Here is a 12,463-nt window from a genome sequence, read left to right on the forward strand (position 1 = left end):
GGAGACACAAAATGCGTACCGATCAATACCAAGTCGTCGTCTATGGCGCAAGCGGCTATACCGGCAAGCTGATTGCCTGGAAGCTGGCCACCGCCGGCATTCCCTTCATTGCGGCCGGGCGCGACCCGGCACGCCTTGAGGCGCAGATGGCGCTGGTTCCGGAACTGGAAGGCCACGACTACCGTTGCGTGGGCGTGCGGCACGAGCACGCCGACCTGCTGTCCCTGTTTACCGGGCGCCAGGTCGTCATCAATGTGGTGGGGCCCTTCATGCAACTGGGGCTGCCGGTCGTCCAGGCGGCGCTGGAGGCCGGAGCGCACTATCTCGACACCACCGGTGAGCAGGACTGGATGCTGCTGCTGAAGCGGGAGCTCGGCGAGAAGTTCCGCCAGCGCGACCTGCTGCTCTGCCCGGCGAATTCCTATATGTGGGCCGAAGGCGTACTGGCCACGGAGCTGGCGCTGGAAACGCCGGGCATCGACACGCTGGAAACCGTGTATCTGGCCGACTCGCAGGTCAGCGTGGCATCGACCATGTCGTTCCTGCGCATGTGCACCAATCCGCAGTACCGCATCCAGGACCGCGCGCTGGTCGAATGGCCCTATGCCACGGCCTACACCGTCAATGTGCCAGGCGAACACGCGGCGATCATGGCCTTGCCATGGAGCGGTGGTGGCGAGCCGGTCTGGTATGAGGGCGACGAGCGTGTGCGCCATGCATGCACGCTGGTGTCCTTCAAGAACCAGGATGCGTTCCAGGCAGTGTTCGGCATGCTGCAGAAGTTCGAAGCCGACTGCCGGCAGCTCCCGCATGAAGAACGGGAGCAGATCACCAATGACTGGGGCAAGGGCATGACCACGGTGGAGCCTCCGCGCGAAGACCCCAACATCAATCGCTGCGTGCTGTCGTGCTTCGGGCGCGGCAACACGGCATCGGTATCGGTCGTGCTGCGCGGCAACTCACCGTATGCACAGACCGGCGTCTTCAACGCGGAGGCCACCCGGCGCCTCCTGGCCGGCAAGCTGAAGGCGACCGGCTTTGCCTCGCCGGCCGCGGCCTTCGGCGCGCGGGAACTGATTGGTGCCCAGGCAGAGCAGGGCTACCTGGCCTGGAACGTGACGCAGTTCTGAAGCGGCAATGACGCGATGGCGCCGGTGCGGCATGGCACGCACGGTGCCATCGCCTTGGGGAAAGATAATGAGCGAGACGGTATATATCGCTGGCGTCGGCATGACGCCATTCGGCAAGCGGATCGGCAAGAGCATCAAGGACCTGACGCGCGAAGCCGTGACGTCTGCCCTGAAGGATGCGGGCTGCGAGGCCCGCGCGTTGCAGGGCGCCTTCTTTGCCAATTGCACGCAGGGGCATATGGAGGGCCAGGACATGATCCGCGGCCAGATCGCGCTGCGCAGCATGGGTATCCAGGGCATCCCGGTGATCAATGTCGAGAATGCGTGCGCCAGCGCCAGCTCGGCGCTGCACCTGGCGGTCCAGTACATCAAGGCGGGCGCCGCCGATATCGTGCTGGCGGTGGGTGCGGAGAAGATGTTCTCCACTGACAAGGCGCGCACGCTGAGCGTGTTCGATGGTGCGTGGGACGTTCACGACAAGGCGGCCGGCACCGCCCGGCTACTGGCCATGGGCGAAGGCGTGGAAGTGCCGGATGGCTCGACCTCACCCAGGCCCTACAGCGTGTTCATGGACATCTACGCGGCCATGGGCAGGATGCACATGCGGGAATACGGATCGACGCAGCGCCATTTTGCCGCCGTCTCCGCCAAGAACCATCGGCATTCCGTGCACAACCCGCTGTCGCAATACCGCGAGGCCTACACCATCGAGGAAATCCTGGCCGCGCCGCCGATCACGTTCCCGCTGACACTGCCGATGTGCTCGCCCATCAGCGATGGGGCTGCCGCTGCCATCGTGTGCAGCGAGGCGGCTCTTGCCCGGCTCGACGGCAGCCGCAGCCGTGCCATCCGGGTGCTTGCGTCCGTCGTGGTGACCGGCAGCGACCGCGCGCCGGCACAGCTTGCCGACCACCTTGTGCGCAAAGGGGCGGCCGACGCCTACCGGATCGCCGGGGTGGGGCCGCGCGATATCTCGCTCGCGGAAGTGCATGACGCCAGCGCCATCGGCGAAGTGATTCAGGTGGAGGCACTCGGCCTCTGCGAGCCCGGCGAGGGTGGTCTGGCCGCGGAGCGGGGCGATACGCGTATCGGCGGGCGCATCCCCGTCAACACCTCCGGCGGCCTGGAGTCCAAGGGGCACCCAATCGGCGCCACCGGCCTTGGGCAGGTCTATGAGCTGGTATCGCAGTTGCGAGCAGAGGCAGGCGCGCGCCAGGTGGACGGTGCGCGAATCGCTATTGCCGAGAACGGTGGTGGCCTGCACGGCGTGGAAGAGGCAGTGGCCTGCCTGACCATACTGGGCAGGTAATCGGGCAGTCGACGGGCAGGTGGCGAGGAGGAGGTGGCTCGCACGCCTTGCGCGGACTGCCCGGCAACCCCCTTATCGCTGCGCCATCGTCATATAGTCGACCGTCAGGCCAGCTAGCGCCCTGACCCCATTCACCAGCGCGGCCTCATCCACATAGAACTCCGGCGAGTGGTTGGATGCTGCCTTGGTCACATCCACGCCCTTGGGCGTCACACCCAGGTTGAAGAACAACCCCGGCACCTTCTCCTGATAGAAGGAGAAATCCTCCGACGCCGTGGCCTTGGGCGCGATCATCCAGTTGCCGTCACCGGCCACGCGCTTGAGGGTGGGCGCCATCTTGTCGGTCAGCGCGGGCTGGTTGACGGTGGCGTTGTAAAGCTCCACGACCTTGAAGGTGGCCTCGGCGCCGGCGCTGCTGGCGATGGCTTCGGTGGTGCGTTTCATGCGGGCATGGATGTCTTTTTTCATGCCTTCGTCATAGGTGCGCACCGTGCCCATCATTTCGACTTTCTCCGGCACGATGTTCATGCGGTTGCCGCCGTGGATGGTGCCGACCGTGATCACCGAAGGCTCCAGCATGGCGTTGACCTGGCGGCTCTGGATGGTCTGCAGGCCTAGCACGATCTGCGACGCCACCACGATCGGGTCGATGCCGCCCCAGGGGCGCGCGCCATGGGTTTGGCGGCCCTTGACGTCGATCCAGAACTGGTCGGCGGCGGCCATCGACGGGCCGCTGCGCCAGGCCAGCTTGCCCGACTCGATGCCGCTGCTCACGTGCAGGCCGAAGATGGCATCCACCTTGGGATTGTCCAGCACACCCTCAGCCACCATCTGCTTGGCGCCCCACATATTGCTGCCGTTGGGCTCGAAATCCGCCGGGCTTTCCTCGGCCGGCTGGAAGATGAACTTGACCGTGCCGGGCAACTGGTCCTTCATGCCGGCCAGCACCTCGGCCGTGGCCATCAGGATGGCGACGTGGGTGTCGTGCCCGCAGGCGTGCATCACGTCCACTTCCTTGCCGAGATACTGCCCCTTGGCCTTGGAGGCGAAGGGCACGTCCACGCGCTCTTTCACCGGCAAGGCATCCATGTCCGCGCGCAGCGCCACCACGGGGCCCGGCTTGCCGCCCTTGAGCACGCCCACCACGCCGGTCTTGGCGACCCCCGTCGTGACTTCCATGCCGAGCTTGCGCAGATGGTCTGCCACCAGCTTGGAGGTACGGACCTCATAGTTGCCAAGTTCGGGATGCTGGTGGATGTCGCGGCGCCAGGCGATCAGCTGGGCTTCGACGGCCTTGGCGCGGGTCTCGATCTGGGCCTGCAGGCTCTCGCTGCCGGTGGCTTGCGCCTGCGCGGCGGCGGGTGCCAGGCACAGCAGGCCGGCGGCCAGCGCGAGGGCGGAAACGCCGGCGCGCAGCGCGGCAGGGGAATGGGCTTGGCGTGCTGCCATGAAGACTCCTTTTTTATTTTTTCGTGATGGAACAGGATGAACAAACCAACGCATGCGCGACTAGCGGATGCCCAGGCGCGCACGCGTCTGGCCCAGCGCCACCAGGCTCACCACGGCGCAGGCCATCAGGTAGAAGCTCGGCGCCAGCTTGCTGCCGGTGGCACCGATCAGCCAGGTCAGGATGAAGGGCGCGAACCCGCCGAACAGCGTCACCGCGATGTTGTACGAGAGCGAGAGGCCCGTGGTGCGCGTCTTGACCGGGAAGATCTCCGACGCCAGCGCGGGCAGCGCGCCGAAGTACAGCGTCATCATCAGTCCCAGCACCACCTGCACCGCCAGCATCACGCCGAAGCCGGGATAGTGGCTGAGCAGCCAGAACAGCGGCCAGATCGACACCAGCAACAGCAGCGCGGCGAGGCGCATGGGCGGGATGCGGCCATAGCGATCCGACCAGTGCCCGACCAGCGGGGCGAACAGCATCTGCACCACACCCGTGGCCAGCGTGGCGGCAAACGCCGCCGAGGGCGGCAGGCCGAGCTGCTTGACCGCGTAGGTGGGCATGTACAGCACCAGGTAGGTCGACACCGTGGCCACGATGACCACACCCATGGCCAGCAGCAGGCGCTCCTTCTGGTGGCTGAGCGTGTCGCGCAGCGGCGTCTCGGTGGTCTCGGCCTGGAGGAATTCGGGGGTTTCGTCGACGTGGCGGCGAATGTAGTACGCCACCGGGCCGATCAGCAGGCCAAAGAGGAAGGGCACGCGCCAGCCCCAGGATTGCATCTGGTCGGGCGTGAGCGTGGTGGTTAGCACCGCGCCAAAGCCCGCGGCAAGCAGGGTGGTGAGGCCCTGGCTGGCGACCTGGAAGCTGGAGTAGAAACCGCGCCGGTTGGGCGCGTGCTCGGCCAGGAAGGCGGTGGCGCTGCCGAATTCGCCGCCGGCCGAGAAGCCCTGGATCATGCGCGCCAGCACGATGCCGATGGGCGCCATGACGCCGATCGCGGCATAGGTGGGGAGTAGCGCGATGATCAGCGTGCCCACCATCATCAGCAGGATGGAGAGCGTCAGCGCGGCGCGCCGGCCTTTGCGGTCGGCATAGACGCCGATTACCACCGCGCCCAGCGGCCGCATGAAGAACGACACGCCGAAGGTGCCGAGCGTCAGCAGCAGCGAGGTGTTTTCATCGTGGTTGGGGAAGAACAGCGCGGAGATGGTGACGGCAAAAAAGCCGTAGACGACCAGGTCGAACCACTCCAGCGCATTGCCGATCGAGGCTGAGATCACCGCGCGCCAGGGATGGCGCGAGGCGGGCGCTGCCGATGCTGCCGCGCCGCTATTGCTGCTACCGCTTGCCGATACTGCTGTCATGGTGTCTCCGGGTTATTTTTGGACATGACGCAACCACCGGCCCGCAGGGTTAGCGGGCCGGCTACAACGGAAAACGAGGAAAACGGCTTAGTTCACGCGCAGGCTGTCGACCACCTTGTGCAGGAAGGCTTCGCAGGCGGCGAGCTGGTCCAGCGCGACGAACTCGTCGGGCTTGTGGGCCTGCTCGATATCGCCGGGGCCGCACACCACGGCCGGGATGCCGGCGCGCTGGAACAGGCCGGCCTCGGTGCCGTAGGCGACCTTGTTGACGTCGCGGTCGGCGGTCAGCGCGCGCACCAGCTGCGTGATGGCGGCCTGCTCGGCCACGTCGAGCGAGGGCGCGGCAGCGATCTTGTTGATGGTCAGGCCCGCGTCGGCATGCTCGGCGCGCATTTTCGGCAGCAGCACGTCGTTGGCGTAGCCCTGGATGCGGGCAAAGATGGCTTCCGGATCGACGCCCGGCAGGTTACGGAATTCGAACACGAACTCGCACAACGCCGGAATGGTGTTGAGCGCGATGCCGCCGTGGATGGTGCCGGTCTGGGCCGTGGTGAAGGGCACGTCGAAGTCGCGATCGTAGGGGCCGTTGGCCTTGAACTCGTCAGCGATGTCGCGGATATGGCAGATCAGGCGGGCGGCGTACTCGATGGCGTTGACGCCCTTGGGCGTGAGCGACGAATGCGCGGCCTGGCCCTTGACGCAGCAGCGGTAGGCGTTGATGCCCTTGTGCGCGACGATCACGCGCATGCTGGTGGGCTCGCCGACGATGCAGCCGCCCGGGGTCACGCCGCGTTCGCGCAGTTCCGCCAGCAGGTAGGGGGCGCCCATGCAGCCGATCTCTTCGTCGAAGGACAGCGCATAGTGCACCGGCTCACGCAGCCTGGCTTCGAGCAGCGTGGGCAGCAGCGCCAGGCTGGTGCCGATGAATCCCTTCATGTCGCAGGTGCCGCGCCCGTACAGGCGGCCATCGCGGATCACCGGCTTGAACGGGTCCGTGGTCCAGTTCTGGCCGTCCACCGGCACCACGTCGGTATGGCCCGACAGCACGATGCCGCCATCGGTGCTGCCATCGGCGGCAGGCACGGTGACGAACAGGTTGGCCTTGTCGCCCTGCGGGTTGTAGCTCAGATGGGGACGCAGGCCCTTGGCCAGGAAATGATCGCGCACCGCTTCGATCAGGCCGAGGTTGGAGTGACGGCTGGTGGTGTCGTAGCTGACCAGGCGCTGGGTCCAGTCGAGCGCGCTGCCGCGGGTTGCGGCATCGGCAGGCTTGCTGAGGGTATCGGCGTGCATGGCGGTTGGCTTTGGGTAACGTGTTAAGTAAATGATGCTACACCGTGCTGGCCCGTCGGTCCATGCACGATGCACCATCGTGGCCCGCCGCGGCGCCGTCGCGCCGCAAACGGGTACTGTGGAGCAATGATCAGGCCAATCAGGCCAATCAGGCCAGTTGGCGCAGGGTGTGCTTGATGGTCTGCGCTCGCACTGCCACATCCGGCATCTTGGCCTCGATGCGCAGCTTGTCCTGGCCGGCCAGCTTGATATGGCGGTTCTTCTGCACCAGCTCGATGATCTTCATGGCGTCGATCGGCGGGTTGGGCAGGAACTGCATGCTGATGGCCGCGTCGCTGGCGTCGATCTTGCGCACGCCCAGCGGCACAGCGGTGATGCGCAGGCGGTGCGTTTCGATCAGCGCTTGCGCCTGCGGCGGCAGGCGGCCGAAGCGGTCGATCAGTTCTTCCTGGATATCGTCCACGCGCTCGGCCGTCTCGCAATTGGCCAGGCGCTTGTATAGCGAGAGGCGCTCGTGCACGTCGGTGCAATAGTCGCTGGGCAGCAGGGCCGGGGTGCCCAGGTTGATTTCGGTGGTCACGGCCAGCGGCGCCATCAGGTCCGGTTCCTTGCCGGCCTTGAGCGACTTGACGGCGGCGTTGAGCATGTCGGTGTAGAGCTGGAAGCCGATCTCGTGGATCTCGCCCGATTGCTTGTCGCCCAGCACTTCGCCCGCGCCGCGGATTTCCAGGTCGTGCATGGCCAGGTAGAAGCCCGAGCCCAGTTCCTCCATCTGCTGGATGGCTTCGAGCCGGCGCTGCGCGAGCTTGCTCAGGCCTTCGACATCGTGCACCAGCATGTAGGCATAGGCCTGGTGGTGCGAGCGCCCGACGCGGCCGCGCAGCTGGTGCAGCTGCGCCAGGCCGAATTTGTCGGAGCGGTGGATCAGGATGGTGTTGGCGGTCGGCACGTCGATGCCGGTCTCGATGATGGTGGTGCACAGCAGGATGTTGTCGCGCCGTGCCACGAAGTCACGCATCACGCGCTCCAGCTCTCGCTCGTGCATCTGCCCGTGCGCCACCGCGATGCGTGCTTCCGGCACCAGCTCGGCGAGCTTGGCGCGCTTGTTCTCGATGGTGTCGACCTCGTTGTGCAGGAAGTAGACCTGTCCGCCGCGCTTGAGCTCGCGCAGGATGGCCTCGCGCACCACGCCGTCTTCCTCGCGGCGCACGAAGGTCTTGATGGCCAGGCGCTTTTGCGGCGCGGTGGCGATCACGGAGAAGTCGCGCAGGCCTTCGAGCGCCATGCCCAGCGTGCGGGGAATCGGCGTGGCGGTCAGCGTGAGCACGTCGACCTCGGCGCGCAGGGTCTTCAGCATTTCCTTCTGGCGCACGCCAAAGCGGTGTTCCTCATCGATGACGACCAGCCCCAGGCGCTGGAACTTGACGTCGTCCGACAGCATCTTGTGGGTGCCGATCACGATATCGGCGGTGCCGTCGTTGATCTGCTTGATGGCGCCGTCGATCTCCTTCTTGGTCTTGAAGCGCGACAGCTCCACGATGCGCACCGGCCATTCGGCAAAGCGGTCGGATAGATTCTGGAAATGCTGCTCGGCCAGCAGCGTGGTGGGCGCCAGGATGGCCACCTGCTTGCCGCCCATGACCGCGACGAAGGCGGCGCGCAATGCGACTTCCGTCTTGCCGAAGCCCACGTCGCCGCACACCAGCCTGTCCATCGGCTTGCCCGAGGTCATGTCGGCGATCACCGCGGCGATGGCCGCGGCCTGGTCCGGTGTTTCCTCGAAGCCGAAGCTCTCGGCAAACTTCTCATAGTCCCTGGGCGTCAGCTCGAAGGCATGGCCCTGGCGCAAGGCGCGGCGCGCGTACAGGTTGAGCAGCTCCGCGGCGGTGTCGCGGATCTGCTGCGCGGCGCGGCGCTTGGCGCGGTCCCACTGGCCGGAGCCCAGCGAGTGCAGCGGCGCGGTGTCCGGATCGGCGCCGGAGTAGCGCGAGATCACATGCAACTGGTGCACCGGCACGTACAGCTTGCTGCCTTTCTCGTAGTCCAGGTGCAGGAATTCCTCCTCGCCCTGGCCCAGGTCCAGCGAGACCAGGCCCTGGTAGCGGCCAATGCCGTGCTCGCTATGCACGACCGGATCGCCGATCTTGAGCTCGGCCAGGTCGCGCACCATCGAGTCGACGGCGCTGGCTTGTTCCTGCTTGCGCCGGCCCGTGCGGCGCGCGGTGCCGGCATACAGCTCGGCCTCGGTGACAAAGGCCAGCGGCTCGATGCCTTGCGCGCCGGGCACGGCAAAGCCGCTTTGCAGCGGCGCCACCACGATGGAGAAATGCGAATCTCCCGCCAGGAAGGCGGCGTAATCATCGATCGGCTGCGGGCGCAGCCCGCTTTCGCCGAACAGCTGCAGCAGCGTTTCGCGCCGTCCGGCGGAATCCGCGCACATCAGCACGCGCCGGTCTTTTTTCAGCAGCAACGCTTCCAGATTGACTAGCGGATCTTCTGCGCGCCGGTTGACCGAGACATCGGGCAGGGACTCAGCCAGTGGCACGGTGTCGCCGGTCGCGGTGCCTTGCAGCACGAGCCGCGCCAGCGGCTTTGCGCCTGCGAAGAACTGCTCTTCCGACAGGAACAGCGCGGCGGGCGGCAGCAGCGGCCGCTCGCGGTCATGGCGCATGAAGTTGTAGCGCTGCGTGGTGTCGGCCCAGAAGCGGCGGATGGCGTCAGGCACATCGCCGGTAAAGGCGAGCTGGCTGTTGGCAGGCAGGTAGTCGAAGACGGTGGCCGAGCTTTCGAAGAACAACGGCAGGTAGTACTCGATGCCGGCCGACGGCACGCCATTGCCAATGTCCTTGTAGATCGTCGATTTGCTCGGATCGCCTTCGAACAGTTCGCGCCAGCGGCCGCGAAACGCGGTGCGTGCGGCGTCGTCGAGCGGGAACTCGCGGCCCGGCAGCAAGCGCACTTCCTTCACGGGGTACAGGCTGCGCTGCGTATCGGGATCGAAGGCGCGGATGGTTTCGATCTCGTCGCCGAACAGGTCGATCCGGTACGGCAGCGGCGAGCCCATCGGGAACAGGTCGATCAGGCCGCCGCGCACGCTGTACTCGCCGGGCCGCATCACGGCGCTGACATGCTCGTAGCCGGCCAGCGTGAACTGCGCCTTGAGCGCGGCCTCGTCCAGCTTCTCGCCCTGCTTGAAGAAGAAAGTGTAGGCCGCGAGGAAAGCGGGCGGCGCCAGCCGGTAGAGCGCGGTCTGCGCCGGCACCAGCATGATGTCGCACTGGCCGCCCTGGATGTCGTGCAGCGTGGCGAGCCGCTCCGAGACCAGGTCCTGGTGCGGCGAGAAGCTGTCGTACGGCAAGGTTTCCCAGTCGGGCAGCAGGCGCACCCGCAGGCCGGGCGCGAACCAGGGGATTTCCTCGGCCAGCCGCTGCGCGTCGACCGCGTTGGCGCACACCACTGCCAGCATCGGCACGCGCTCGCGGTGCTGGCTGGCATAGGTGGCCAGTGCCAGGGCGTCGGCGGAGCCAGGCAGGCCGGACACGGTATAACGCTGGCCGGCCTTGACCAAGGGGAGGTTGGCGAAGGGGGCGGGGCGATTGGCTTCAGGCATCGGGTACGGGCTGGCTTGTTGGCGGCTTTCAGGCGTTGTGGGGCAAAAAGAGCGCGGCGATGCAACAGCGACACCCCGCCGGCGTCGCGGGCGGGGAGTGGACGAAGCATGCGGCGCCCGGCGGGCGCTCGCGCTGATCGACGCCCGCATGTCCGCGAGCGAAGGCCGTATTATAGAATGCGCTCCGAATCCGCGTTTTCAATGCCGCGCTTCCCGCTCCCCCGCCCATGGCGGGGGCCCTGAAGCCTTGCGCCGTGCTCCTGGCAGGGCGCTTACCTTGTCCCTCACGCTATCCGTGTCTGCTCGCCGATTTGCCCTGATTCCCTGTGCCGGTACCGGCAGCCGCGCGGGCGGCAGCCTGCCCAAGCAATACCAGACCGTGGCCGGCCGGCCGATGATCTGGTACGCGCTCGCCGCTTTTGCCGCCTGCGATGCCATCAGCGCCACCGCGCTGGTGCTGGCGCCCGACGATATGCCGCTGGAGTCCCGCTTCGGCGCGGCGGCGTTTGCCGGCCTGCGTTTTGACACAGCCTTCGTGGGCGGCGATACGCGCCATGCCTCGGTGCTGGCTGGCCTGCATCACCTGGCGCAACTTGGCGCCACGGACCGTGACTGGGTGCTGGTCCATGATGCGGCCCGCCCGGGCCTGACGCCCGCCATGATCCACGCGCTGGTGCGCGCGGTGGAGGGCGACGGCGCAGACGAAGACGGCCCCGACGCCGCCATCGGCGGCATCCTGGCGGTGCCGGTGCCCGATACGCTCAAGCGCGCCGATGCGCCCCCTGGCGGACAGCCGGCGGCCGTGGTGCGCATCGGCGCCACGGTCTCGCGCGAGGGCTTGTGGCAGGCGCAGACCCCACAGATGTTCCGCCTGGGTGTGTTGCGGCAGGCGCTGCAGGAAGCGCTGGCCGCGGGCGCCGTGGTGACCGACGAGGCCAGCGCGATCGAGCGGCTGGGCCTGCATCCGCGCCTGGTCAATGGCTCGCTGCGCAATTTCAAAGTGACCTACCCCGAGGATTTCGCGCTGGCCGAACTGTTGCTGGGTGAGGGTGCTGGCATGCCCTGACCGTCATCCTCGTGCATTGCCTGCCATCCCCGCCGATCCCTATTCATTCCTATCCATCCCCGTTCCGATCCTGAAGGAGAATTGTTCCCATGACCCCATTCGATATCCGCGTCGGCCAAGGCTATGACGTGCACGCGCTGGTGCCGGGCCGCAAGCTCATCCTGGGCGGCGTGGACATTCCCCATGACCGCGGCCTGCTGGGCCATTCCGATGCGGACGCGCTGCTCCACGCCATCACCGATGCGCTGTTCGGGGCGGCCGGCCTGGGCGACATTGGCCGCCACTTTCCCGACACCGATCCGCGTTTTGCCGGCGCGGACAGCCGTGTGCTGCTGCGCGAGGCCGCGCGGCGCGTGCGCGAGGCCGGCTATGAAATTGGCAACGTGGATGCGACGGTGATCGCGCAGGCGCCGAAGCTGGCGCCGCATATCGGCGCCATGGTGGCGAACCTGGCGGAGGACCTGGGCTTGGCTGCCGCCAGCTGCAACGTCAAGGCCAAGACCAATGAGAAGCTGGGCTTCGAGGGGCGTCAGGAAGGTATCGTTGCGCAAGCCGTGGTGCTGATCTGGCGCGGCACGATCGTCTCCCCGCAGGATTGATGCGGGGCTGGCGCGGCGTTGCGTTGGTGCAGGGCTGGGCGCAGCGCGCTCAGCCTCCGGCGGCCGCCCCGGTTGCGCCAGCGGCTTCGGGCGGGAGCGCGTAGAGGTAGTCGATCAGCCTGGCCATCGGGCCCGAGCGCGCACCGGCTTCGGTGCGTTTGACAAAACCCATCTGCTGGCACAGCTGGTTGGCGGATTTCATTTCCGGCATGGTGCGCACCAGCAGCGCGCCGGCGCCGATATCGCGCGCGCGCTGGATGCAGACCTGCATCAGCGTGCGGCCAAGGCCCAGCCCGCGTGCCTGCGGGCTGACCGCGAGCAGCCGGGCTTCCGGCAAGGCGAGCGTGATGGTGCTGCCGTCCAGCGCCTGCAACGTGGCGCCGGGATGGCAGAACAACACCGCGCCGCTGATGCCGTGATCGGTTTCCGCCACCCACCATTCCATTTCCGAAGTCGATGCGGCCAGCACGGCTTTCATGCCTTGCTGGAAGGATTCGCGGCAGTCCTCCATGATCTCCAGCTCATATTGCCCATAGGCTTGCTGGGTCACGGCGGCAATGTCGCCCCAGTCCTGCACGGTGGCGAGGCGGTAGTGAAAGCGGGGGGAGGTATGCGAAGGAAGGGTGCTCATGGCAGAGGTGG

General features: G+C 66.9%; 9 protein-coding genes. 4 read left to right on the top strand and 5 right to left on the bottom strand.

Features of this window, described 5'->3' with window-relative positions; translation table 11 throughout:
• Positions 1–11 precede the first annotated feature (11 nt).
• Together AB4061_RS02880 and AB4061_RS02885 are read left to right on the top strand one after the other, a co-directional pair.
• A complete protein-coding gene (locus AB4061_RS02880) occupies positions 12–1,130 on the top strand; it encodes a saccharopine dehydrogenase family protein (protein WP_441630719.1) in 1,119 nt (372 codons plus the stop codon).
• 67 nt (positions 1,131–1,197) lie between these two features.
• A complete protein-coding gene (locus AB4061_RS02885; RefSeq protein ID WP_441630721.1) occupies positions 1,198–2,439 on the top strand; it encodes a thiolase family protein in 1,242 nt (413 codons plus the stop codon).
• A gap of 72 nt (positions 2,440–2,511) precedes the next feature.
• Here the strand turns inward: AB4061_RS02885 and AB4061_RS02890 are convergent, their stop codons facing one another.
• The 4 genes from AB4061_RS02890 to mfd all read right to left on the bottom strand — a co-directional run bounded on the left by AB4061_RS02890 (position 2,512) and on the right by mfd (position 10,156).
• Positions 2,512–3,888, bottom strand: coding sequence for an amidohydrolase (locus tag AB4061_RS02890; RefSeq protein WP_441630723.1), 1,377 nt, complete (start codon positions 3,886–3,888; stop codon positions 2,512–2,514).
• 60 nt (positions 3,889–3,948) lie between these two features.
• Complete coding sequence (locus AB4061_RS02895; protein WP_441630725.1) at positions 3,949–5,253, bottom strand: MFS transporter; 1,305 nt, start codon at positions 5,251–5,253, stop codon at positions 3,949–3,951.
• A gap of 87 nt (positions 5,254–5,340) precedes the next feature.
• A complete protein-coding gene (gene argE, locus AB4061_RS02900; protein WP_441630726.1) occupies positions 5,341–6,546 on the bottom strand; it encodes an acetylornithine deacetylase in 1,206 nt (401 codons plus the stop codon).
• A gap of 148 nt (positions 6,547–6,694) precedes the next feature.
• Positions 6,695–10,156, bottom strand: a complete 3,462-nt coding sequence (gene mfd / locus AB4061_RS02905) for a transcription-repair coupling factor (protein WP_441630728.1) — start codon at positions 10,154–10,156, stop codon at positions 6,695–6,697.
• A 295-nt stretch (positions 10,157–10,451) separates the two neighbouring features.
• On the opposite strand from mfd, the gene ispD reads away from it, so the two are divergent.
• Both ispD and ispF read left to right on the top strand, forming a co-directional pair.
• Complete coding sequence (gene ispD, locus AB4061_RS02910) at positions 10,452–11,222, top strand: 2-C-methyl-D-erythritol 4-phosphate cytidylyltransferase (RefSeq protein WP_441630730.1); 771 nt, start codon at positions 10,452–10,454, stop codon at positions 11,220–11,222.
• An 89-nt stretch (positions 11,223–11,311) separates the two neighbouring features.
• Entirely contained in the window at positions 11,312–11,821 is a 510-nt protein-coding gene (gene ispF, locus AB4061_RS02915; protein WP_150987634.1) for a 2-C-methyl-D-erythritol 2,4-cyclodiphosphate synthase, read from the top strand.
• A gap of 49 nt (positions 11,822–11,870) precedes the next feature.
• Here ispF and AB4061_RS02920 read toward each other — a convergent pair whose 3' ends face one another.
• On the bottom strand, positions 11,871–12,452 hold the full coding sequence (locus tag AB4061_RS02920; protein WP_441630732.1) for a GNAT family N-acetyltransferase: 582 nt from the start codon (positions 12,450–12,452) through the stop codon (positions 11,871–11,873).
• Positions 12,453–12,463 lie beyond the last annotated feature (11 nt).

It is taken from the genome of Cupriavidus sp. YAF13 (assembly GCF_052113425.1).
Lineage (GTDB): Bacteria > Pseudomonadota > Gammaproteobacteria > Burkholderiales > Burkholderiaceae > Cupriavidus.